Source organism: Planotetraspora silvatica (assembly GCF_016863315.1).
GTDB lineage: Bacteria > Actinomycetota > Actinomycetes > Streptosporangiales > Streptosporangiaceae > Planotetraspora > Planotetraspora silvatica.
In genome coordinates this window covers 45,565-69,693 of sequence record NZ_BOOQ01000059.1, presented here as the reverse complement: position 1 = coordinate 69,693, position 24,129 = coordinate 45,565, and the positions used below count along the sequence as shown (strand labels likewise).

Here is a 24,129-nt window from a genome sequence, read left to right as displayed (position 1 = left end):
AAGCAACGGTCGGAGGCATCCGCTCCGCCGCCCGACCCAGGCGGAGCACCCGCGTCGCCCGGTGTATCCGACCCGGAGCCGGCAGGGGAGGCGCAACCCGCCTCAGAAGCCGCATCGTCGCCGGAGAAAGCCTCACCGGACGCATCGGAGGAGGCCTCACGCGACGACTGGCCGACCGTGGGCGAACTCTCAGCCCGGGCGAACCGCAACACGGAGAACGGCAACCGGGAAAAGGCCGGCCGTGACGCTCCCGACGCGGAAGAACGCGCCCCCGAAGGGCCCGACGACACCGAATTCGAGCAAGGGGAATCCGAGCGCGGAGAATTAGAGGGAAAAAACGGCGCAGGTCCGGTCAATAGCGAATCCGAGCGAGAAAGCGGCGAAGGATCCGACTGCCGGGAGTCCGGCCACGACAGGTCGAGAGCCGAGGCGCCGTCGGACGGCCACGACCCGGCCCGGGCCACCACCTCGGCCCACCAATCCGGGCCGCAGGGCCTTTCCTCTGCCACATCCACCATCTCCTCGAACAGATGTATGAATCATGGCACGATCCTTGCCGAATTCGCTATCGTTTTCGAATCAAACCCTTAGGAACTTGCATCGCGATATATCCAGACATCCGGCTCAACCAATTGGCGGTTCCATACAAAGCCCTCTTGCCCAACGGACCCAATACGGCGACTTGTACCAAATGTCATGAATATGAATGATCAGAATATCGCCGCATATATGGCCAGCGCATTTTGACCCGACAAGAACGGGCACCCGCCAGAGCTCCGCGAGCCCCGACAGGTGCCGGGTCCTCAACGCCCGCCCCCATCACGCCGACAACGGCCTGCAGGGAAGCCGCTGCTCAATCAACGGTGCGCGGCGTCCCTTCTACGCAGGAGACGTTCGCCAGCGGTCGCTTGTCGAGCACGTCACGGGCCTGCACCCTGGCCAGGTTCCACCCGTTCCAGGGATCCGGCTCAGACAGGTCGTTGGCGGACACCACATCGCGGAGCACGCAGCTCCGGATGGGCTCCGGCAAACGGTCCAGAGTCGGTACGGCTTCCGCCCCCAGATTTCCCAGATAGTCGTGATCCAGCCGGTAGACGCCCCGGACGGTCAACTGCGTCTCGGCGACCCGGACATCGGGGTTCCACACCGCGAACGCCAGCAGGCAGATCCCGGTCACCATGACGAGCGTCCGAGGCAACCACGCCGTTCCCCGGTTCGAGAGCCACACCGCTCCCGCGATCAGAACCAGCACGAACACAGCGGCGAGCCACCAGATCGTCGCCCCGACGGAGGCACGCAGGCGGGTCCAGCCGTACGCGCCGGTGTAAAGGCCGAGGCGATGCAGCGCGGAGGCGAGGATGACCAGGGTGAAGGCGCACAGCAGACCCAGCAGTACGGCGAGCAATCGCTGGTCCTTGCGACCCTTCGGCCCGAACAGGCCCACCGCGACCACGACGATCCCGAGCACGAAGACACTGACGGTCACAAGCTCGAAGAATCCCGACCTGGCGTACTCGGCATACGTCAGCCCGGCCGTGGACAACACCCTGCGGTTGCCGCCGAACAACACGGTGAGCTGCACGGCCACGAAGGACGCGAACAGCAGGTCGAGGCCGACCAGAGGAATGACCCAGACCGCCCGGCTGACGGATATTCGCAGGTCGGGCCCTGTCGGCTCGGCCACCGGACGCAAGGCCACCAGCACGGCCGCCGCCGCACCCACCGCGAACACGAGGAACAGGAAGATCCGGACCGGCAGACTCGACGCCCAGTCGGGCGCCTGGAGCACCTCGCTCGCGAACGCGGAGAAGACCGCGTCGGCGGAGACGAACAGCACGCCGAAGACGAGGAGCAGCACCAGGGTGATTCCGATGCTCACCAGGAGCGGGACCACCCGCCTGTGCTTGATCAGCCGCTTGGCCGGCGTCTCCAGGAACCAGGGCAGCGGGAAGACCGCGAGGACGACCGACAGCCCGCCTCGCAGCGCACTCAGCCACCCCGCCCCCGCACCGGAGATGCCGAGCGCCGCGATGCAGAACGCCGCCGACAACAACGGCCATACGAGCCAGTCCGCGTCGCGGAACAGGGCGACCGACACCAACGCGTACGCCATGATCCCGAACGCCACGGTCCACGGCGTGATGCGCCGGCGACCTGTGGCGATGAGCGCCGGGAAGACGCCCGCTCCCAACGCGACGGCCGTGATCACCAGCCCCAACCCCGTCGCCGCGTACGGCAGGGCAAGCGCGGCGACGAGACCGACGGCGCCGGCGGCCAGGAGCAGCCACCTCGGCGCGTCAGGTAGCTCCGGCCGTGGGAACAAAGGGGGCGGCACGTAGGCAGGCGGCGGCGCGTTACGTGCGCCTCCCTGAGGCGGCGGACCATATCCGGGCGGTGGCGCGTTACGCCCTCCCGCCTGCGCGGGTGCTCCGTATCCAGGCGGCGCGTCGCGTACGTCCGCCGGCGCAGGCGGCCCGTATCCGGGCGGCGGTGGCCCGTAGTGCACTCCCCCATATGGAGGCGATCCATATCGGGGCGGCGGGTACGGCGCTCCTCCGTACGGATATGGCCCATTCGCCGGTGACAAGTGGCGCGCGTCCTGTGCTGCCGCGGCCAGATCCACGGACTTGTCACCTTTCGGCTCGGCAGCTCTCGGCTCGACGGCTCTCGGGTCGGCGGCTCTCGGCTCGACGGCTCTCGGCTCGACGGCTCTCGGCCCGGTGTAACGCACGTCGGCGTCATGCAGGTCGGCATCCGTCGGCGCAGGGCCCCCTGCCGCGTCTCTCCGCTCGGCTCCTTCCGGCCCAAAATCCCTAGACTCACCGCCGCTCAGCGTGGCGTCGCTCGGCGCGGTGTTACCCGGCTCGGTCGGCGTCGGCTCGCCTGTCTCCGCGCCGGCGACCTCCACGGTCACGCCGGTTGCCGGTTCGCCCGCCCTGGCCGTGACCGTTTCACCAACCCGGCCGGTAGGCGCGCCGGTCACCACGCCGGTCACCACGCCGCTCTCTACGGCGGCAGCCGCGGTGGGCACGGCTCGGCCCGTGGTCCCGGTCCCCGCCCTTGTCCCTGGCCCTGTCCCCGCCCTCGTCTCCGTCCCGGACCCGGTGCCCGTCCCCGTCCCGGCGCCGCTCGGTAACGCGTCAGAATCGACCGCGTCGGCGTCCCCCGCGTCCTTCCCCGCGGTCCCCACGGTCCCCGCGTCCTTCTCCGTACCTTTCTCTCCGCCCGTCACCCCGCTCTTGACCCCGCTCTCGATCTCGTCCGTCGGTGCCCCCGGCATCCCGTCCTCCGTTTCTCCCCCCGCCCTTGCCTCGCGACCGGGGACACCGATCGCATCCCGTTCCGGCGTCCCCGTCACGGCCCTCGTCTGAGGCCCCTCCGCGGGCACTCGTGCCGTCACACCGGTCTGTGCGACGGCCGCCACCACGCGGCTCCCACTCGGTACTTGTGCCGGCCCCTCTGTCGGCACAAGCGTCGGCTCTGGCCCGGTCCCAGGCCGGGCCCCAGGTCCCGCCCCAGATCCCTGCTCAGATCTCGGCTCGAAACCCCACGCGGGCCCTCCCGCCGTCCCGTTCCCCCTGCCGGGTTCCGGCGTCGCCGAAGGCACGCCCACGAACCTGCCGGGAAGCACGACGACCATGCGACAGCCGCGCCCCTGGCGCTGCGGATCGGAAACCTGCGGATCGGAAACCTGCGGTTCAGAAATCCGCGGAGCAGAGACCCGCGCATCAGAAACCGGTGAATCGGACCGCTGAGAATCGGACGCCGTCCCGGAATCACGGCCGGGCTCCCCATCCGAATCCGGCTCGGCCGCGCGGATCGAGCCGCCATGAAGCTCGACGATCTCCTTGGTGATCGCGAGACCCAACCCAGCGCCTCCCGCGTCAGCCGCACGTCCGGCGTCCAGCCGGGAGAACCGCTCGAAGATCCGCGTGCGCTCCGCGTCCGGGATGCCGGGCCCGCGGTCGATGACGCTGATCTCCAGATCGCTCCCCGACGACCGCGCCTCGAGCCGTACCGTCTCGCCGGGCGGGCTGTGCCGTACGGCGTTGTCGAGCAGGTTGGCCAGCACCTGGGCGAGCAGCGCGGGGTCGGCGAGGACCGCCGTTCCGTGCGGCACGTCGCTCTCGACCGTCACCCCTTCGCGCGCGAGGCCGACCTCGTCCGCCGCCTGCCGGCACAACGACGCGAGGTCGAACACCTCCGCCTCCATCGGGCGGGCGCCCGAGTCGAGCCGGGAGAGATCGAGCAGCTGGGCGACCAGGCGCCCCAGCCGCTGCGTCTGGGCGAGCGCCGTGCCGAGCGTGTCGATGTCAGGCTCGGACACCCCGTCGACGACGTTCTCCAGCACGGCCTGCAGCCCCGTGATCGGTGTCCGCAGCTCGTGGCTGACGTTGGCCACCAGCTCGCGCCGCTGCCTGTCGACCTCCCCCAGGTCGGCGGCCATCGCGTTGAACGCCCTGGCCAGCTCGCCCACCTCGTCCCGGGAGGTGGCCGACACCCGCATGCCGTACCTGCCCTTGGCGACCGTCTGCGCGGCGGCGGCCATCTCCCGCAGCGGCCTGGTCATCCCCATCGCGAGCAACTGCACCATGATCAGCGCGAGTACGGCGGCGATCGCGATGCGCACGCCGCGCGACAACCCGGCGTTGATCCCGACCTCGTTGACGACGAAGGCCGTCACCACGGCGAGCACGATCACGATGCCGAGCTTCACCTTGATCCGGCCGAGAAAATCGAGGGGCCGCATGCCCCCACCTCCATCCCAGCGGGCGGTCATGGCCGTACGAGCGCGTAGCCGACGCCGTGAACGGTACGGACGACGTCGGGGCCGAGCTTCCTCCGGAGCGCCCGGACGTGGCTGTCCACGGTCCGTGTCGCGGCCCCCTCGGAGAACCCCCAGATGTCGGACAGCAGGCGCTCGCGCTCGAAGACCTGGCCCGGACGCTCGGCGAGCCGTCTGAGCAGGTCGAACTCGGTCCTGGTCAGCTGCGCCTCGACCCCTTTGACGAAGACCCTCCGTTCGGCGCTGTCGATCTCGACCTCGCCCACCCGGATGACGGCGTCCTCATGGGCGAGCATGCTGGCCCGCTCGACCCGGCGCAGCAGGGCGTCGATCCTGGCCACCAGTTCCCGCATGCTGAACGGCTTGGTCATGTAGTCGTCCGCACCCACGCCCAGGCCGACGAGCACGTCGGTCTCCTCGCCGAGCGCGGTCAGCATGAGGACCGGCACCGGACGCGCCGCCTGCATCCGGCGGCAGACCTCCAGCCCGTTCAGTCCGGGCAGCAGCCGGTCGAGGATCACGACGTCGGGTTCCGCCTGCGCGTAGGCCGCGAGCGCCTCCTCCCCGTCGCGCGCGACGCGCACGTCGAAGCCTTCCGCGACCAGCCGGATCCGTACGGCTCTCGCGATCGTCTCGTCGTCCTCGACCACGAGGACGCGACGCTGCTGGGGGATGGCCATGGCGAAAGCGTAAGACGCCGCTGTGCATGAACTCCCTGCTGAAATGTGAAGATCCTGTGCAATCACCCCGGCCGGGCTCTGGCGAGCCGATGGTTTCGGTCCCTAGTTACGGGTAGTCCGAATATGACCTGAAGGGGGCACGGATGGACCGCCAGACCACACCCGAGTTGATGCACGAGAACGATGTCATCGACTTGCTGATCCACCAGCACGGGCTCATCAGGAATCTGTTCGACGAGGTCGGCAGGAGCCAGGGGAAGGAGCGCCAGGAGGCGTTCAGCCGCCTTGTCCGACTGCTGGCCGTCCACGAGACGGCGGAGGAGGAGATCGTTCATCCTTATGCGCGGCGCAAGCTGATCGGCGGGGACACGATCGTGGACAACCGCCTGCACGAGGAGGAAGAGGCGAAGGAGATGCTCAGCCGCCTCGACGACATGGACGTGACGAAGCCGGAGTTCGCGGAGGAGCTGGAACGGCTCCGCGCGGCCGTCTTCGCGCACGCGGCCGCCGAGGAGCGTTACGAGTTCTCCGAGCTCAAAGCCGCGACCACGGAGGCCGAGCGCCGGGCGATGGCCCTTGGCGTCAAGGCCGCCGAGGCCGTGGCCCCCACCCACCCGCACCCGGGCACCGAGTCGGCGATGAAGAACCTGATGCTCGGCGGGCCTGTCGCGATCATGGATCGTGCGCGCGATGTGATCCGTAAGGCTATGGGCAAGCCCGAGTCGGGCGAGAGCTGATCAGGACCGTCGGCGACCCGGCGGATACCAGGTCCGGACCTGCGAAACCGGCAGGAACAGGCAGGAAGCGAACATCGTGCCTGTGGAGTGGCCTGGTGCACACCGCACAGGCGAGGACGGGCGCGAGCGCGGCGCCGCAGGGCCGGTGGGTGATCGTGAGCCCGGAGCCCGGCGGCGCCGTGAACTCCCGCTGGGCCCAGTGGACCAGGAACGCGAAGACCTCGAAGAAGGCCAGCCCCTTCTCGGTGAGCCGGTAGTCCCCGTCCGATTGGCGAAGGACGCCCCGACCCACGAAGCGGCGGAGCCGGTCGGTGAGCACCGACGGCGCTATCCCCAGCTCCGACTGGAACTCGACGAAGCGCCGCGTGCCGAGGAGCGCCGCCGCCAGGACCGTCGTGCTCCAGCGATCGCCGAGGATCTCCATCGATTCGGGCCGGTAGCCGAACGCATCGGTGCCCGCGTCCGCCCGAGCCGTCCTACGGCGCCTGCGCGGCGGCCCGATGCCGGCGAAGGTGGCGTGCGGCCCCCGTACCGTCTCGGTGTCCCGGGCGCTCACCGGCTTGCCGCACTCCCCGCACGCCAGGTACGGCCTGGCCTCCCCGCCACAGGACTCATGGATCAACGAGGGGCACATCCCGCCGGTCCAGTCACGCTCCCAGGAGTGGATCGCCACGAGCAGCGACCACGTATCGAGTCCCCGGGGCGTGAGCCGGTATTCATGCCGGGTCCGGCCCTCCCGATGGGCGACCGGCGTGAGCACCTCGTGGCCGACCAGTTCCTTCAGCCGGGACGCGAGGACGGAGTCGGCGATGGGCAACCTGTCGCGCCAGCCCGCGAACGTCCTGACACGGAGCACGAAGGCCCGCTGCAGGATCAGGAGCACCCACTGGTCCCCCAGGATCACGAGAGCCTGCCCGATCGCGCTCAGCCCGCGCTCCGGGTCCTCTTCCACGATTCGGGTCCTCTTTCGCTCAGCGTGCCGTCCAGCTTCGCGCGCGGATTCCGCTTCACGCTCGGACTCCGCCCGGCTTGACGCTCGGACTCCGCTTCACGCTCGGCTCTCACACGGATCCCACACGGCTTGACGCTCGGATTCCGCGTGGATTCCGTGTCGCGCTCGGATTCCGCCCGGCTCACGCTCGACGGCGTCGAAACTCCAGCCTGCCCAAGAGTGGGGTTTTCCGCGCAGGCCGCCGGCCCAGCAGGCTTCTTCCCCCATGGGTCCGGCCGGCGGCTGGAACTCGGGGGTGCTCCCGGACGTTCACGTTGCGACGAACTCCGGCAGCGGGGGGCTGCTGGACGCTCCGATAACGAAAGGCCCCACGATGTCGCCACTCGGCAAGTACTACGTTGGCGCGGGAATTGTGGCTGTGCTCGCCATCCTGCTTCCGCTGCCGTCTCTCCTGACCTGGCTGGTCGTCATCGTCGCCCTGGGCGCGCCGGTCGCGGGCTACTTCATGCTCGACGAGTCGCAGCGTGCCCGGCTGCGCAGGGTCCGCCGCCGCGGCATCGGCCGCTGACCCGGCGAACGTCGCCGGGGCGTCACAGCAAGAACAGCCACAGCTGGACCGGTCGAAACAAGACCCGTCCAAGCAGGAATCGCCCGCGGTCCGGTGACCGCGGGCGAACCGCCGTACTCGAAGAGACTCGAGGAGTACGGCCGCACTCCCCGCGTCAGGCGGTGGCGGTGATCAGCTTGCGGACGCGCTCGTTGACGCTGCGCTCCATGACGAACGACAGGAACGGGATCGTCCCCGCGAGCAACACGAGCAACAGGTAGCCGATGGGCCAGCGGACCTTGAGCGCGAGGTTGAGTGCGCCCACCAGATAGATCATGTAAAGAAAGCCGTGGATCGGGCCGACGACGGCCACCATGGCGTCATCGTCGAAGCCGTACTTGACGACCATGCCGACACAGAGCACGAGCAGCATCACGCCGACGACGTACGCCATGACACGGTAGAACTTGAGCGCGGATTCCACGTCGATCATTACCTCTGCTGGGAAACGGTCCTCACACGATATCCGTGCCACCGGCCGGTCCGTCCGGCGGCGTGACGCGGGGCGGCCGGAAGGCCTCGGGCCATGGCGGATCCGCGGCATCACAACCCCGAAACCACCACAGCCGAAAAGGGCCTACGAGCCGTCGGCCACCGGGGCGGCGGACCTGTGCCCCTCCGGCCGTCCGCTCCGTACGGCGTCCCGCACGAAGTGGAACCACATGAAGACGGCGAAGATCGCGAAGATCCACCACTGGGCCGCGTAGGCCAGGTTCCGCCACGAGAAGCCGACGCCCTCCGTCGGCGGCGGCACCACGACCGCGCTGACACCCGCGGGCGGGGCCGGAGCGGTCGCGACGACGAATCCGTCCCGCAGACGGGCATCGGGCCAGACGTTGACGAGCTCGGCCGTCGAGACGGTCGCCACCTGGCCGTCCGGGAGCGGGCCACTGCGCTCCACAGCGTCCGTCTGCTCCGAGGGACGCAGTCGTCCCGCCACGGTCACCGGGCCCGCCGGCACGGCCGCCGCCGGATCCCCCGCCGACGGCACCCAGCCGCGGATGATCGGGATGGTCGTGCCGTCCGCCAGCGTCAGCGGCGTCAGCAGCCAGTATCCGGCGCCGCGCGCGGCCCTTCCGCCGACGGCGTCCACGTCGGGGTGACGATCGGCGACGAGGAGCTGGCCACCGGCGTCGAACGTCCCCGTGGCCGTCACCCGGTGGTTCGCGACCTCCCCGGTGACGTGCCTGCCCACCTCGGCGAGCTTCGTGACGGTCACCGGCGCGGGATCGGGGGCGAGCTTGGGCGCGCCGGACGACTCGAAGACCCCGAGCTGCCATCGCCCCAGGAAGGTGAAGGAGATCAGCACCCCGATCACCAGCAGGTGCAGGGCCACCAGCCGGGGGGCGAACAGGGTACGGAGCATGACTCACACGCTATCCGCCGATGCGGGCGGCCCCGCACGTGGAGGTCCGCCGATTCCCGGCTCGGCTCCTCGATGCTGCGCCTCACTCGCATGCGAACGCAAATCCGACAATTCAGCATCCCGGACGTCCCAAGTGTCGCTAGAGTTTTCGCCATGTCAGAACCTCAGATGGACCCGGCCGGGAACACGCAGGCTTTCCGGGCCTTCGCGCAGAATCAGGACGCCGAGGCGACGCAGAAGCAGCCCTCGCGCCTGCCGATCTTCATCGCCGTGGGCGTTGCGGTCGTCGTGGTACTCGCCGTGGTGATCTACCTGGCAAGCTGACATCCCTTTTACTCGCCGCCGACGACCGCGCCCGTCGGCGGCTTGTTCACGCCCGGGCCGGTGTGAAGCAGTGATCAGGTATGGACCCGCCGACCCTCGGTGACTACTTTGGTCGATGAGTTCGTTGACTCGACTCGAACGCCGCCCGTCGCCGGGGAGACCACATGCCACGTCCGGCCATCACGATCATCGGCTCGGGTTTCGCGGGCCTCTGCATGGCGATCAAGCTCAAAGAGGCCGGTTGGCACGACTTCGTGATTTTGGAGAAGGCGGACGACCTCGGCGGGACCTGGCGGGAGAACACCTATCCCGGGTGCGCCTGCGACGTCCCCTCTCCCCTCTACTCCTTCTCCTTCGAGCTCAACCCCGGCTGGTCGCGGCTGTTCTCCCCCCGCGAGGAGATCTGGGACTACCTCCGCGCATGCGTCGGCAGGTACGGCCTCGCACCGCACATCCGCTACGGCAAGGCCGTCAGCATGCTGGAGTTCGACGACGAGCGGCAGAGGTGGCGGGTCTCGACCGCCGACGGAGAGTCCTTCGAGACCAACGCCGTCGTGTCGGGCGTCGGCGCCCTGCACATCCCGTCGTTCCCCGAAATCCCTGGACGTGAGCGGTTCACCGGCCCGGCCTTCCACTCGGCCGAGTGGGACCACTCCGTCGATCTGAACGGCAAGCGGGTGGCCGTCATCGGAACGGGGGCCTCGGCCGTCCAGTTCGTTCCGGTCGTCGCCGAGCAGGCCGCCCGGCTCCACGTGTTCCAGCGCACTCCTCCGTGGGTCCAGCCCAAGCCCGACGTCGCCGTGTCCGACCGCATGCGGCGGGCGCTGCGCGTTCCGGGGGCCGCGAGAGCCGTACGGAACTCGATCTACTGGCTGCTCGAGACCCGCGCCCTGGGCTTCACGGTGGATCCCGCCCTGATGAAGGTCCAGCAACGGGTGGCCGAACGGCATCTGGCCCGCCAGGTCGCCGACCCGGTGTTGCGCGCCAAGCTGACGCCCGACTACACGATCGGCTGTAAGCGCATCCTGCTGTCCAGCGACTACTATCCCGCCCTGACCAGGGACAACGTGGAGGTCGTCACCGACGGCATCCGGGAGATCAAAGAGCGGTCGATCATCGACGCCACCGGAGCCGAGCACGAGGTGGACGTGATCGTCTACGGCACCGGGTTCAAGGTCGTCGACGCTCTCAACGACCAGCGGATCGTCGGCAGGAACGGCCTGAAGATCCAGGACGCCTGGCGGGACGGGGTCGAGGCCTACCTCGGCGTCAGCACCGCCGGTTTCCCCAACCTGTTCTTCCTCCTGGGGCCCAACACCGGTCTCGGCCACACCTCGGTCGTTTTCATGATCGAGGCCCAGGTCCGGTACGTCATGGACTGCCTGCGCCTGCTCTCCCGGACCGGAGCGAGGGCTCTGGACGTCCGGGAGGAGGCGCAGCGGACCTACAACGAACGGCTCCAGCGACGGCTCGACCGCCTCGTCTGGCACAAGGGCGGCTGCACGAGCTGGTATCTCGACGAGCACGGCAGGAACCGGGCCACCTGGCCGGGCTTCACCTTCGAGTACTGGGCGAGGACCCGGAAGGTGAAGCCCGAGGTCTACGAGCTCATCGGTCCTTCCCGGGCGAGGGGCTGAGCACCAGCGCGCTGCCCCCTCCGCGCCGCAGCGGCTCGGCCACCGCCTGGATCTTGCCGTGGCCGAGGAACTCCAGACCCGTCGCCGCGCCGATCTCCCCCACCGGCGGACCGGGAACCAGGGAGAACGAGTGGCCGAGCGCCGTGAGCTGCGGGCCGTACCGGTCGATGAAAGCCTGCTCGGCCTGCGTGGTCGGCGTGTTCCGCTGCGAGGCCCTGGGCGCGGCGATCGCCTGCGGCAGGGTCATCCCGAAGTCGAACCGGTTGACGAGGATCTGCAGCACGGTCGTGATGATCGTCGCGCCGCCCGGCGAGCCCACGGCCAGCAGTGGCCTGCCGTCCTTCAGCACGATCGTGGGGGCCATCGACGAGCGCGGCCGCTTGCCGGGCGCCGGGAGGTTGGGGTCGCCCGGCGCGGGACCGAAGGTGAAGTCGGTCATCTCGTTGTTCAGCAGGATCCCGCGGCCCGGCACCACGATCCCGGCGCCGCCGGTCTGCTCGATCGTGATGTTGTAGGCCGCCACGTTCCCCCAGCGGTCGGTCACCACGAGGTGGGTCGTCTCCGGCCCCTCGGCCTTGTCCGGAGCGGCGGCAGGCCCGGTGGGCCCGGCGCCGGAGCACCGTGAGTACGCGCCGTCGGGCGAGCCGGGCAGGGCGGGGTTCGGCATGGCCGTGGCGCCGATCAGGCAGGCCCGTTCCTTGGCGAAGGCGTCGGACAGCAGGCCGTCGAGCGGCACGTCCACGTACGCCGGGTCCCCCACGTAGGCGTTGCGGTCGGCGAAGGACAGCCGCGAGGCCTCCAGGTACTCGTGCAGCCCCACACGCCGTCCGAGGCTCGGCACCGCTTCGAGGATGTTGAGCGCCTCCGCCACCGTCGAGCCACCCGACGAGGGGGGCGCCATGCCGTACACGTCGAGGCCCCGGTAGGAGACCTTCGTGGGCCGTCGTTCGAGCGCGCGGTACGCCTTGAGGTCGGCCAGCTCCATCAGGCCCTGCCTGACGACGCGGGTCGAGCCGGGGGTGACGGGCGGTTTCTTGACCGTCGCGACGATCTCGGCGCCGAGGCCCCCGCCGTACACCCAGGACGGGCCGCGCTTGGCCAGCTCGGTGTAGGTCCTGGCGAGGTCGGGGTTGCGGAAGACGGACCCGACCGGCGGCGGCTGTCCCCCGGGCAGGTAGAGGGCGGACGTGGTGGTGAAGTCGGCGAACCGGGCCGCGTTCTGCACGGTCTGGTCATAGAACGTCTGGTCCACGACGAAGCCGTCCCTGGCCGTCTCGATCGCCGGGCGCAGCGCCTGGCCGAGGGACAACGTGCCGAACCGGCGCAGCCCGAGGTCCCACTGCGCGACGCTTCCGGGAACGCCGACGGAAAGGCCGCTGGTGACGGCGTCCGCGAAGGGGATGCCCTCGAAGACGGAGGAGGTCATCGCCTTCGGCGCGGTCTCCCTGCCGTCGATCGTGGTGACCCGCTTCGCCCTGGCGTCGTAGTAGACGATGAAGCCGCCGCCCGCCAGGCCGGCCGAGTACGGCTCGGTCACTCCGAGCGTGGCGGCCCCCGCGACGGCGGCGTCCATGGCGTTGCCGCCCTGCCTGAGCACGTCGAGCGCGGCCTTGCTGGCATCCAGGTCCACGGTGGCCACGGCACCGCCGTACCCCTCGGCGACCGGCTTCTTGACGGAGGACGGGGCCTGCCACGAGGTTGTCGTCTCCGCGGGGTGACGATCCCCCTCGGCCTGGGCGGGCGGCGCCACCAGGCCGATCAGCATGACCAGCCCCAGCGGCGCGACGACTGCGCTCCTCATGTGCGACCTCCACGACGTGGGCGATCACTCCAGCATGACTGACGACGTCAGATCCTGTACGGAAATGTCCACATCCGGACGAGGGCCGGGGCTACTCCTCCCGTCGTACGAGGCGGTGCCGCGCCAGGAGGATGTGCTGGTCAACCGGATGGCCTAGCGTGCGTGATGTGCGCTCCAGGTCCCAATGGCTCCACCGGGTCGATCTCGTCCTGCCCGTCGTCGTCGGCGTGATCCAGGTCGCCGGGACGATTGGCGCCCAGCACGTGCAGCTCTCGATCGCCGATCTGGGCCGCGCGCCGCTGGACTGGCGAGGATACGCGCTGCTGCTCGCCGGTCCCCTGGTCATCGCCGCCCGCCGCCGCCTCCCGGTCGCGGCGATGGTCGTCACGCTCGTCGCGACCTGCGTCTACCTCCTTTTCGACTTCTCCTACGGGCCGGTCTTCCTCAGCCTGGTCATCACCCTGTTCACCGCGGTGACGTCAGGCCGCCGGCGGGCCGCCTGGCTGGGAGCGGCCGCCTTCTTCCTGTTCATTGTGGTGTACGCCGGCTGGCTCATCCCGAACCCCCGCGGCTGGTTCCACGACACCGCGTTCGCGGCGTTCCTGCTGCTCACGATGACGGTCTCGGAGTTCGTCCGGATCCGGAGGGAGCGCCTCGCCGAGCGTGAGCGCGTGGCGCGGGAGGAGTCGAGGCGCCAGGCCAGCGAGGAGCGGCTGACCATGGCGCAGGAGCTCCACGACGTGCTCGCGCACAACATCTCGCTGATCCACGTGCAGGCGGCCACCGCCCTGCACCTGCTCGACGAACATCCCGAGCAGGCACGAACGGCGCTCACCACGATCAAACAGGCGTCCAAGGACGTCCTCACCGAGATGCGCGGCGTCCTGAGCCTGCTCAGGGAGGGCGCGCCCCGCTCGCCCACAGCCGGGATGGATCACCTGGGCGAGCTGGCCAAGCGCAGCGGCCTCCCGGTCACGGTGGAGATCACCGGATCCGTCCGGCGGCTTCCCGCGGGAACCGACCGGGCCGGTTACCGGATCGTCCAGGAGTCGCTGACGAACGTCTCCCGGCACGCCCCCGGCGCCAGCGTGACCGTCCGCGTCTCATACGGCCCCGGCGAGTTCGGCATCGTCGTGGAGGACGACGGTGCGGGGGCGGCTCCCGCGATTTCCGGCCTCGGCAGCGGGAACGGCATCCCCGGCATGCGTGAGCGGGCCGCGGCGCTCGGCGGGTCGCTGAACGCCGCGCCCCTGCCCGGTGGAGGTTTCCGTGTGGAGGCCGTCCTTCCCCTGCCCGACGACCCGGCGATGGAGTCCATGTGATCAAGGTGCTGCTGGCGGACGACCAGGCTCTCGTACGGGCCGGCTTCCGCGCCCTGCTGGACGCGCAGGAGGGCATGACCGTCGTCGGTGAGGCCCCCGACGGGGCGGAGGCCGTGCGGCTGGCCCGGGAACTGCGGCCGGACGTGGTGCTGATGGACATCCGCATGCCGGGCATGGACGGCCTCACGGCGACCCGCCGCATCGGCGAGGACGCCGAGCTCGACGCCACGAAGATCATCATGTTGACCACGTTCGAGCTGGACGAGTACGTCTTCGAGGCCCTTCGAGGCGGGGCCAGCGGCTTCCTGGTCAAGGACACCGAGCCCGCCGAGCTGATCCAGGCCGTCCGGGTGGTGGCGTCGGGCGACGCGCTGCTGTCCCCCGGTGTCACCCGCCGGCTCATCGCGGAGTACGCCTCCAGGGCGAAGGAGCCCGGAGTCGGCCGCCGCCTCGACGTGCTCACCGATCGGGAGCGGGAGGTCCTGTCGCTGGTCGGCACCGGTATGACCAACGACGAGGTCGCCGGCAGGCTCTTCATGTCCCCCGCCACGGCCAAGACCCACGTCAGCCGGGCGATGACGAAGCTCCACGCCCGGGACAGGGCCCAACTGGTCGTCATCGCCTACGAGTCCGGCCTGGTCAAGCCCGGCTGGCTCTGACCCGCGGGCGCCGGGGTGAGCGAAGTGTTACTGGTCGCCCCCGGACCGCCACGTTACGTTGCGGGAAAGCCCTGGTTCGAGGAGGACCGCGTGAAGTCCATCGCACGATTCTGCGGCAGTTGCAGCTGTGGCTGCCCCGAGCTCTTCGTAGATCTATCGGCGCCGGCCGAGCGGCAAGTCGTGATCACCGACGACTTCGGGCAGCGGGTCGAGATGAGCCTCGACCAGTTCGGCTCGATCGTGGAGGCCGCGAAGTCCGGCACTCTCGACGACCTGGCCCTCGTCCACTGAGGGCCGTCCGCGCCTGTCATCGCGAGAGATATCACGGGAGATGTCCAGCGGGCCCGCCGGGGCCCGTTGACAAAGGACTTCTTAATTACGCTCCGTAGTCACAACATCACGTGCCACCCTGGCTCCCATGACAACACTGGGAGCTATGCAGGCGGCGGTCCCGTGGCCTGACGTCCCGGTCCCGCGCAGCCCGGAGCCCGCGGATCCCTTCGAGGCGAAGCTGCTCTCGACGGCCCGGGCGGGCGACCCGGATGCCGCGCACCGTCTCGGCCGCCTCTACGCCGAGCGCGGTGACCGGTCCGCCGCCCGGCACTGGTGGGAGCGGGCCGCCCGGATGGGCAACGTCGACAGCACGTTCAACCTGGGCCTGTGGCACCAGCGGCACGGCACGACGGAAGAGTCCGTGGGCTGGTTCGAGCTGGCCGCCACGACCGGCGACGCCGAGGCCGCGATCTACCTGGCCACGCTGCTCCTGGAGCGCCGCGGCGACGTCGCGGGCGCCCGGAGCTGGTTCGAGCGGGCGGCCGCGGACGGCTCATGCGTGGCGGCCCGGCGGCTGGCGCTGCTCTGCGAGGACATGGGAGACACCCTCGGCTCGCGCGACTGGCACCGCAGGGCGGCGATCGAAGGCGAGCTGGAGTCGGCCTACGACCTGGGCTTCCTCGGTTACTCGGCGGGCGACGAGAGCGAGGCGCGTCACTGGTGGGAGTACGCGGGACGGGCGGGTCACGCCGACGCGGCCTACCACCTCGGCCTGCTTCTCCACGCCGCCCGCGACCCTGAGGCCGCCGAGACGCTCTATCGGCTCGCCGCCTGGCAGAACCACCCCCGCGCGGCCTTCGCGCTCGGCGGCCTCTCGCTGGCCAAGCGCGATCTCCGTACGGCACGGGCCTGGTTCGAGCGGGCGGCGCACGCCGGTCGCGTCGACGGCCAGCGCATGGCGGGTTTCGTATGCGTCGAGCTGGACGACCGTCCGGCGGCCGCCCACTGGTTCGCGCAGGCGGCGGCCGCGGGCGACGCGGAGGCGGCCTACAACTACGGCCTCCTGCTCGTCGCCGAGCACCACGATCTGGACGGCGGCCGGCACTGGCTCGCAGAGGCCGCGACCGCCGGCCACCACAGGGCGGCCGCGGAGCTGCGCACGCTCCAGACCGTGACCGGCGGGCCCGAGCAGCCGGCGGGCCGGCCGTGCGAAGCGCGGGCCGCGAGCTGGGACCACCCGACGGAGCCCGAGCTGACCGCCCGGGCCGAGCTCGCGGTGGCAGCGGGCCGCCGCAGAGGCGACGCGGTGGCCGACACCGCGGATCTGATCGAGATCCTCGGCACGTGGGATCTGATCACGCGCGGGCTGGCCGAGCGGCACGACCCGGTCATGTGGCTGACCGAGACGAGTGGCCTGCACGCTCCCGCCGTCGAGCACCTCTGCTCGGTGCGGGCGACCCTGCTGAAGCCGGGCACGGCTCCATGGCCGGCTCCGACCGAGGTCGAGCACGTGCTGACGACGGCCCGCGACCTGCGCAGGCGCCTCGGCCTGCGCTAGTCGACGGGTTCAGACGCGTTCCGGCGGATTCGGACGGAATCAGGCCGCGAGGATGTCGGCGACCGGGGTGAACGCGACGCCGTGCGCGACGGCCACGGGCTCGTTCGTGAGCACACCCGCGTGGGTGTTGAGCCCGAGCTGGAGCGCGGAGTCGGCGCGCAGCGCCTCCCGCCAGCCCCGGTCCGCCAGCTTGACGGCGTAGGGCAGCGTCGCGTTGGTCAGGGCGAAGGTGGAGGTGTTGGCCACCGAGCCCGGCATGTTGGCCACGCAGTAGAAGATCGAGTTGTGCACCGTGAAGGTGGGCTCGGCGTGCGTGGTCGGCCGCGAGTCCTCGAAGCAGCCGCCCTGGTCGATCGCGATGTCGACGAGGACCGAACCCGGCTTCATGCGTGACACCAGGTCGTTGGAGACCAGGGTCGGCGCCTTCGCGCCCGGGATGAGGACCGCGCCGATGACCAGGTCGGCCGCGAGCACGGCCTGCTCGAGGGCGTAGGCGGTGGACACGAGCGTCTTCAGGCGGCCCTGGTAGATCGCGTCGATGAACCGCAGCCGGTCGATGTTGACGTCGAGGATCGTCACGTCGGCGCCCATGCCGACGGCGATCTGCGCCGCGTTGAGGCCGGACACGCCGCCGCCGATGACGACGACCTTGGCCGGGGCCACTCCGGGGACGCCGCCCGGCAGGACACCGCGGCCGCCGTTGAAGCGCATCAGGTTGTACGCGCCGACCTGGGGCGCCAGACGGCCGGCGACCTCCGACATCGGGGCGAGGAGCGGCAGGGTGTTGCCCACCTGCACGGTCTCGTAGGCGATCGCGGTGGTCCCCGCCGACAGCAGCGCGTCGGTGCAGGGCCGCGAGGCGGCCAGGTGGAGATAGGTGAACAACACGAGGTCGTCACGGAGCCTGCCGTACTCCTCGGCGATGGGCTCCTTGACCTTGAGCACCATCTCGGACTCGCCCCAGACCGCGTCGGCCGTGTCGAGGATCTTGGCACCGACCGCGAGGTACTCCTCGTCCGTGATGTGCGACCCGAGACCCGCGCCACGCTGAACGTGGACGTCGTGTCCGTGACGGACGAGTTCGTGCACACCCGCCGGGGTGGCGGCGACACGGTACTCGTGGTTCTTGACCTCGGCAGGCACGCCGATCTTCATGGGATGAGTCCTTTCGGCTTTCTCGGTACGGCCCGGCGCCGCCGGGGGCGCCTGGCCGTACCACGCGGATTGTCAGAGACGGGCCCAGGCCTCGGTGAGGACGGACCGGAGAATCGACTCCATTTCGTCGAACTCCTTGGGGCCGCAGATGAGCGGCGGCGCGAGCTGCACCACGGGATCACCGCGGTCGTCAGCCCGGCAGTACAGACCGGCTTCGAACAGGGCCTTGGACAGGAACCCGCGGAGCAGCCGCTCGCACTCCTCGTCGTTGAAGGTCTGCTTGGTCGACTTGTCCTTGACGAGCTCGATTCCGTAGAAGTAGCCCGCCCCGCGGACGTCGCCGACGATCGGCAGGTCGAGGAGCTTCTCGAGCGTGGCGCGGAACACCGGCTCGTTGGTCGTGACGTGGCCGAGCAGGTCCTCACGCTCGAAGATGTCGAGGTTGGCCAGGGCCACGGCGGAGGCCACGGGGTGGCCGCCGAAGGTGTAACCGTGGGCGAACGTCTCGTCCCCGTGCCGGAACGGCTCGAACAGCCGCTCGGACGCGATCATCGCACCGATGGGCGCGTACCCGCTGGTCAGGCCCTTGGCGCAGGTGATGATGTCGGGAACGTAGTCGAACTTGTCGCCGCCGAACATCGTGCCGAGGCGGCCGAAGGCGCAGATGACCTCGTCGGAGACGAGCAGCACGTCGTTCTCGTCGCAGATCTCACGCAGCCGCTGGAAGTATCCGGGCGGCGGGGGAAAACACCCTCCGGCGTTCTGCACCGGCTCGACGAAGACGGCGGCGACGGTGTTCGCGCCCTCCATCTCGATGGCCTTGCCGACCTGGTCGGCGGCCCAGCGGCCGAACGCCTCGGGGTCCTTGTCGAAGCCGGGGAAGCCGGAGATCTCGTCGGCGCGGTAGAGGTTGGTGTTGGGGACCTTCAACGCGCCGGGGACCAGCGGCTCGAAGGCCTCCTTGAGGCTGGGGATGCCGGTGAGGGACAGAGCGCCGTGCGGGGTGCCGTGGTAGGCGATCGAACGGCTGATCACCTTGGTCTTGAGGGGCTTGCCCTGGGTCTTGAAGAACTGCTTGGCGAGCTTCCAGGCCGACTCGACGGCCTCGCCTCCGCCGGTCGTGAAGAAGACCCGGTTCAGGTCGCCTGGGGTGAGCTCCGCGATTCTGGCCGCCAACTCGGCGGCCTTGGGATGGGCGTACGACCAGAGCGGGAAGAAGGCCAGCTCCTGGGCCTGCTTGGCGGCCGCCTCCGCGATCTCCGCGCGGCCGTGGCCCACCTGGACCACGAACAGTCCGGCGAGGCCGTCGAGGTACCGCTTGCCGTGAATGTCGTAGATGTAGGCGCCCTCGCCCTTCACGATCATCGGCACTTCGGTGCCTTCATGGGAACTGTGCCGGGTGAAATGCATCCACAGGTTGTCTTGTGCGGCTTTGAGAACGTCCGGGCGCGTCATCGCAACCTTCCCTCAGGCGATAGGTGCTCTGCACAGTCTGCATGCCGTTTACGGAGTTTGCCAAGTGATTACGTGGTTGCAGTATCCAAGAAGTTCGGAATCCGCGATATCGCCATGTAACCACAACGAAATCCGTGAGGATCAATTCTCGCCTCGGCCTGGCCGTACGGGCGGGGGGCGTCACGGGATGTGGTGCAATGGGCTCACCCAACGGCCCAGCGCGCCTCAAACCACCTACATTCGGGAGAAAACGCCGTGACACCTGCGGAGATCGAAAAGGCCGTCGAGGCGGGAATGCCGCAGGCGATCGAGGACCTCACGAAGCTCGTGTCGATCCCGTCCGTCGCGTTTCCCGGGCATCCGGAAGCCCCCGTGCACGAGGCGGCCGCGGCCGTCGCGGAGCTGCTGCGCTCGGCCGGTCTCCCGCACGTCGAGCTGATCCCCGTCGAGGGCAGCTTCCCCGCCGTCTACGCCACCGCTCCCGCGCCTCCCGGCGCTCCGACCGTGCTGCTGTACGCGCACTACGACGTGCAGCCCTCCGGTGACCTCGCCCTGTGGCGGACCCCGCCGTTCGAGCCGACCCTGATCGGCGGCGCGATGTACGGCAGGGGCGCCGCCGACGACAAGGGCGGCCTCATCGCCCACATCGCGGCGCTGCGTGTCTTCCAGGGCCGCTTCCCCGTCGGCCTGAAGGTCATCGTCGAGGGCCAGGAGGAGTACGCCGGCGAACGGCTCGAGGCGCTCGTCGAGTCCGACCCCGAGCTCGTGCGCGCCGACGCGATGGTCATCGGCGACGTCGGCAACCCGAAGGTGGGCGACCCCGCACTGACGACCATGCTGCGCGGCATGGCCGCCTTCACGGTCGAGGTCCGGTCGCTCGGCGACGCCGTACACAGCGGATCGTTCGGCGGCGCGGCCCCGGACGCCCTGTCGGCGCTGATGCGCATGCTGACCGCGATGCACGACGACAACGGCGACGTCCGGGTTCCGGGCCTGGGCCGGGGGACCTTCCCCGGCGAGAGCTCCTCCGAGAAGGAGTTCCGCGCGACGGCCGGCGTTCTCGACGGCGTCTCCCTGGTCGGCTCCGGGTCGATCGCCGACCGGGTCTGGGCGTCCTACGCCATCACCGTGACGGGGCTCGACGTGCCCAGCGTGTCCGGTGCGATCAACGCGGTGCAGGCGGTGGCCCGGGCGCGCGTCACGATCCGGATCCCCCCGTCGGGTGACTCCGCGACCGCGCTGAAGGACGTGACCGCGTTCCTCGAGGAGGTCGCCCCCTGGGGCGTCCAGGTGTCGTTCGCCGACATCGTCACCGGCTCGGGCTTCCGCGCCGACGAGGGCGGACCCGCGCGGGCGGCGATCGAGAAGGCGATGGAGCAGGCCTTCGGCCGCGCGCCGCGTGAGGTCGGCCAGGGCGGGTCGATCCCGCTGGTCGCGAAGCTGGCCACGCTCCACCCGCAGGCGGAGATCCTTCTTTACGGGGTCGAGGACGAGGACGCCTCCATCCACGCACCGAACGAGCGGGTGGTCCTCGACGAACTCCGCCGGATCATCACGGCCGAAGCCCTCTTCCTCGCCACCTACACCCACCTCTGACGGATGAGCAGAACCCGGGGTGAACAGAACCTTGGGGTGATCATGCACACCTTCGGCCGGAGGGCGTCCCACCTGCGACGCCCCCGGCCGTGATCATGCACAGGTTCGGAAGAACGGCCTCTGACCTGTGGCGACGCTTGTCGTGATCATGCACAGGTTCGGGGAAATACGCCCCTACCAGCATGAACGCGTTCTGTGATCATGCACGGTTTCGCCAGCCATGCCGCCGACCAGGCGATTCACATCCCGTGATCATGCACGGCCTCCGCAGTCACCGTACGGACGACTTGTGCATGATCACGGCGGGCATTCAGGCCGACCGGGGGCGACTTCCCCGAATCCGCGCATGATCACGTTGGGGATATCCGCAGGTCGGCGAGCGTCTTTCCGAAGCTGTGCATGATCACGGCGAGCATGTCAGCAGGTCAGTGGGCATCCTTCCGAAGGTGTGCATGATCACGCCCAAGGGGTGGGGGGAACCGGATGGTCATGCGTTAGCCGGACGAGATGATCGGAAACTAACGTGGATCGCGATACGTCGGGAAAGATGCCGACAATCTCGTTCTCCGATGCTCATCCAGTGGAGGAAGCGTGTACCCCCCAGCGCAAAAGCGCCGCAGCTTCGCTCCGTTCATCATCGCGATCATCCTCGCGGGCGCCCTCATCGTCGGACTGCGCGTGCTCTTCGGAGGGTCGGACGCCGGCGGCTCGGCGAACACGCAGGACCCGTCAGGCTCGCAAGAATCGTCGAGCGCCCAAGGGGCGGCCTGCGGCGACGACGGCGTCAAGCTGAACGTCGTGGCCTCGAGCGAGAAGGCGGAGGTCCTGCGCACGATCGCCGACGCGTACAACGGCCGCGAGGTCGGCGGCCGCTGCGTCGACGTGGTCGTGACCTCCAAGGCGTCAGGCGACGCGATGCAGGCACTTGCGCGCGGCTGGGACACCCGCAGGGACGGCCCGAAGCCGGACGTGTGGACCCCCGCGAGCGCGGGCTGGGTCAGCCTGCTGCAACAGCGGGTCGCGGTCAGCGACCAGGCCAGCCCGATCCCGGCGGAGAACCCCACAATCGCGACGTCTCCCCTGGTCATCGCCATGCCCAAGCCGATGGCCCAGGCGATCGGCTGGCCGTCGAAGAAGGTCGGCTGGACGCAGATCCTCGATCTGGCCAACGATCCGAAGGGCTGGGCGAAATACGACCACCCCGAATGGGGTCCCTTCCGTCTCGGCAAGACGAACCCGAACTACTCCACCTCCGGGCTGAACGCCACGATCGGCGCCTATTTCGCCGCGACGGGGTTGTCGGGGGACCTGTCGAAGCAGGACGTGGCGAACGCGAAGACGCGAAAGTTCGTCAGTGGCGTGGAACGGTCGATCGTCCACTACGGCGACATCTCGCTGACGTTCCTGTCGAACCTCCAGCACGCGGATGACTCCGGCACGGCCATGTCGTACATCTCGGCCGTGACCATCGAGGAGAAGTCGGTCTGGGACTACAACCAGGGCAACCCGACGGGCGACCCGAAGACCCTCGGCCAGCACGCCAAGCCCAAGATCCCGCTCGTGGCGATCTATCCCACGGAGGGCACACTCTTATCGGACCATCCGTACGCCGAACTGACCGGGCTCGATCCGGCCAAGAAGGCCGCCGCGGACGACTTCCTCAAATACCTGCGTTCGGACGGCCAGCGCGAGTTCGCGAAGTACGCCTTCCGCTCGTTCGACGGGAAGGCCGGCGACCTCATCACCGCGGCGAACGGGCTGGACCCCAAGGAGCCCGCCACCACGCTGAGCGTGCCGGCTCCCGACGTGCTGGACGAGATCCTCAAGAGCTGGGGCGAGTTGCGCAAGCCGGCCAACGTCCTGGTGGTCATCGACACGTCCGGGTCCATGGGGGCGGCGGTCCCCGGCACCGGGAAGAGCAAGCTCGACCTGGCCAAGCAGGCCGCGGTCAACGCCCTCTCCCAGTTCGGGCCGAACGACAAGGTCGGCCTGTGGATGTTCTCCCTCCGCCAGGACGGCAACAAGGACTACCGCCAACTGGTCCCGATGAAGAAGATCGCCAAGGACGAGCTGCGCAGCCGTATCCGCGACCTCATCCCCAACGGCGGCACCGGCCTGTACGACACCGCGCTGGCGTCCTACCAGGACGTGCTGAAGCGGCAGAGCGATGACACGATCAACGCCGTCGTCCTGCTCACGGACGGCAAGAACGAGGACAACAACTCGATCTCCCTCGACGACCTCCTCCCCGACCTGGGCACGGAGGCGGGACAGGACACCGTCCGCCTGTTCACGATCGCGTACGGCGCGGACGCCGACCTGGACGTCCTGAAGCAGATCTCGCAGACCACCAACGCCGCGGCCTACGACTCCCGTGAACCGGGGAGCATCGATCGGGTGTTCACCGCAGTGCTCTCCAATTTCTGAGCCAGGAGCCCTCCTTGTCCCGCTTCAGTGACGAACTGCGCGACCCCTGGGGACTGCTCATGGGCGCCACCGCGGGCGGCGTGGCCTGGGCCGTCAACGTGCACCCGGTCGCCGCCGCCGGCGTCGGCGTGGCCGTTTGGCTGGCCAAGTCGTTCGCGTCGGCGTGGCAGGCCGCCGGAGGCGAGAGCCGTACCGAGCCGGTGCAGTTGCCGGTCACCAAGGGCAGTCCGGAGGAGGCGTGGTTACGGCGCGCCGAGCGGGCGGCGGACGGCTTCGGCGACCTGACGGCCTCGATGCGGGGCCGGCTTCTCCTCGACCGGATCGCGGCCATGCGCCCCCAGGTCGACGACACGGTCGCGACATTGCGGCGGCTGGCCGGGCAGGCGTCGGTGACCGGCTCGGCGCTCGCCCGTTTCGACCCCGGCTTCCTGCAGGCCGAGCGCGTACGGCTCGAGCGGGCGCGCGCGTCGGCGTCGGCCGACGTGGCGGGCGACCTGGACCGGTCGATCGCGTCGCTGGAGTCACAGCAGCAGGTCCATGACCGGTTGTCGGCGACGCGGGCACAGGTGCTCGCCAGGCTCGAGTCCGGCGCGATCGACCTCGAGGGCCTGGTCGCCCGGGCGGTCGAGGTGTCGGCGATGACCGCGACGTCCTCGGCGGCCGACAGCGGAACCCGTGACCTGGACGACCTCGTCTCCGAACTGGAGCTCACCCGGCAGAGCCTGCACGAGGTCGAGCAGGCCACCCGCGAGGACCTCGGTCAGGCCCCCTGACCTGGGCGTCGCCGATCAGGC

At 69.7% G+C, this 24,129-nt stretch carries 19 protein-coding genes and 1 pseudogene; 12 read left to right on the top strand and 8 right to left on the bottom strand.

Going from position 1 to position 24,129, the window contains the following annotated elements; translation table 11 throughout:
- Positions 1-591: pseudogene (locus Psi02_RS36925) on the top strand (hypothetical protein); the annotation flags it as partial.
- Between the two features lie 262 nt (positions 592-853).
- Here Psi02_RS36925 and Psi02_RS36920 read toward each other — a convergent pair.
- Both Psi02_RS36920 and Psi02_RS36915 read right to left on the bottom strand, forming a co-directional pair.
- Entirely contained in the window at positions 854-4,750 is a 3,897-nt protein-coding gene (locus Psi02_RS36920) for a DUF4153 domain-containing protein (RefSeq protein ID WP_203980507.1), read from the bottom strand.
- Positions 4,751-4,776: 26 nt separating this feature from the next.
- Entirely contained in the window at positions 4,777-5,466 is a 690-nt protein-coding gene (locus Psi02_RS36915; protein ID WP_203980506.1) for a response regulator transcription factor, read from the bottom strand.
- A 143-nt stretch (positions 5,467-5,609) separates the two neighbouring features.
- Between Psi02_RS36915 and Psi02_RS36910 the strand changes: the two genes are divergently transcribed.
- A complete protein-coding gene (locus tag Psi02_RS36910) occupies positions 5,610-6,203 on the top strand; it encodes a hemerythrin domain-containing protein (protein ID WP_239095477.1) in 594 nt (197 codons plus the stop codon).
- Here the strand turns inward: Psi02_RS36910 and Psi02_RS36905 are convergent.
- Positions 6,172-7,155, bottom strand: a complete 984-nt coding sequence (locus tag Psi02_RS36905; protein ID WP_203980505.1) for a winged helix-turn-helix transcriptional regulator — start codon at positions 7,153-7,155, stop codon at positions 6,172-6,174. The genes Psi02_RS36910 and Psi02_RS36905 overlap by 32 nt on opposite strands.
- A gap of 265 nt (positions 7,156-7,420) precedes the next feature.
- On the opposite strand from Psi02_RS36905, the gene Psi02_RS41365 reads away from it, so the two are divergent.
- Complete coding sequence (locus Psi02_RS41365) at positions 7,421-7,723, top strand: tail-anchor membrane protein (protein ID WP_505860250.1); 303 nt, start codon at positions 7,421-7,423, stop codon at positions 7,721-7,723.
- 154 nt (positions 7,724-7,877) lie between these two features.
- On the opposite strand, the gene Psi02_RS36895 is transcribed toward Psi02_RS41365, so the two are convergent.
- A complete protein-coding gene (locus Psi02_RS36895; protein ID WP_239095475.1) occupies positions 7,878-8,195 on the bottom strand; it encodes a DUF3817 domain-containing protein in 318 nt (105 codons plus the stop codon).
- 144 nt (positions 8,196-8,339) lie between these two features.
- Entirely contained in the window at positions 8,340-9,128 is a 789-nt protein-coding gene (locus Psi02_RS36890) for an SURF1 family protein (protein WP_203980504.1), read from the bottom strand.
- 153 nt (positions 9,129-9,281) lie between these two features.
- On the opposite strand from Psi02_RS36890, the gene Psi02_RS36885 reads away from it, so the two are divergent.
- Together Psi02_RS36885 and Psi02_RS36880 are read left to right on the top strand one after the other, a co-directional pair.
- On the top strand, positions 9,282-9,452 hold the full coding sequence (locus tag Psi02_RS36885) for a hypothetical protein (RefSeq protein ID WP_203956913.1): 171 nt from the start codon (positions 9,282-9,284) through the stop codon (positions 9,450-9,452).
- Positions 9,453-9,616: 164 nt separating this feature from the next.
- Positions 9,617-11,089 (top strand): flavin-containing monooxygenase, encoded by a 1,473-nt coding sequence (locus Psi02_RS36880; RefSeq protein ID WP_203980503.1) that lies wholly within the window; start codon positions 9,617-9,619, stop codon positions 11,087-11,089.
- Here Psi02_RS36880 and ggt read toward each other — a convergent pair.
- Positions 11,061-12,890: a gamma-glutamyltransferase gene (ggt, locus tag Psi02_RS36875; protein WP_239095474.1), complete on the bottom strand. Its 1,830-nt coding sequence runs from the start codon at positions 12,888-12,890 to the stop codon at positions 11,061-11,063. The genes Psi02_RS36880 and ggt overlap by 29 nt on opposite strands.
- A 167-nt stretch (positions 12,891-13,057) precedes the next feature.
- On the opposite strand from ggt, the gene Psi02_RS36870 reads away from it, so the two are divergent.
- From Psi02_RS36870 to Psi02_RS36855, 4 genes are all read left to right on the top strand, one after another.
- Entirely contained in the window at positions 13,058-14,212 is a 1,155-nt protein-coding gene (locus Psi02_RS36870; protein WP_203980502.1) for a sensor histidine kinase, read from the top strand.
- On the top strand, positions 14,209-14,871 hold the full coding sequence (locus tag Psi02_RS36865; protein WP_203980501.1) for a response regulator transcription factor: 663 nt from the start codon (positions 14,209-14,211) through the stop codon (positions 14,869-14,871). Before Psi02_RS36870 ends, Psi02_RS36865 begins: the two co-directional genes overlap by 4 nt.
- Before the next feature lie 90 nt (positions 14,872-14,961).
- On the top strand, positions 14,962-15,162 hold the full coding sequence (locus tag Psi02_RS36860) for a hypothetical protein (RefSeq protein ID WP_203980500.1): 201 nt from the start codon (positions 14,962-14,964) through the stop codon (positions 15,160-15,162).
- Positions 15,163-15,289: 127 nt separating this feature from the next.
- Positions 15,290-16,702: a tetratricopeptide repeat protein gene (locus tag Psi02_RS36855; RefSeq protein ID WP_203980499.1), complete on the top strand. Its 1,413-nt coding sequence runs from the start codon at positions 15,290-15,292 to the stop codon at positions 16,700-16,702.
- Positions 16,703-16,741: 39 nt separating this feature from the next.
- On the opposite strand, the gene ald is transcribed toward Psi02_RS36855, so the two are convergent.
- Together ald and Psi02_RS36845 are read right to left on the bottom strand one after the other, a co-directional pair.
- Entirely contained in the window at positions 16,742-17,857 is a 1,116-nt protein-coding gene (gene ald / locus Psi02_RS36850) for an alanine dehydrogenase (RefSeq protein ID WP_203980498.1), read from the bottom strand.
- 72 nt (positions 17,858-17,929) lie between these two features.
- On the bottom strand, positions 17,930-19,312 hold the full coding sequence (locus tag Psi02_RS36845) for an aspartate aminotransferase family protein (protein WP_203980497.1): 1,383 nt from the start codon (positions 19,310-19,312) through the stop codon (positions 17,930-17,932).
- Between the two features lie 255 nt (positions 19,313-19,567).
- Between Psi02_RS36845 and Psi02_RS36840 the strand changes: the two genes are divergently transcribed.
- From Psi02_RS36840 to Psi02_RS36830, 3 genes are all read left to right on the top strand, one after another.
- The gene (locus Psi02_RS36840) at positions 19,568-20,908 is read left to right on the top strand and encodes a M20/M25/M40 family metallo-hydrolase (protein ID WP_203980496.1); all 1,341 of its coding nucleotides are present in this window, start codon (positions 19,568-19,570) and stop codon (positions 20,906-20,908) included.
- A gap of 591 nt (positions 20,909-21,499) precedes the next feature.
- Complete coding sequence (locus Psi02_RS36835) at positions 21,500-23,335, top strand: substrate-binding and VWA domain-containing protein (protein ID WP_203980495.1); 1,836 nt, start codon at positions 21,500-21,502, stop codon at positions 23,333-23,335.
- 14 nt (positions 23,336-23,349) lie between these two features.
- Positions 23,350-24,108 (top strand): efflux RND transporter periplasmic adaptor subunit, encoded by a 759-nt coding sequence (locus Psi02_RS36830; RefSeq protein WP_203980494.1) that lies wholly within the window; start codon positions 23,350-23,352, stop codon positions 24,106-24,108.
- Positions 24,109-24,129: the final 21 nt, after the last annotated feature.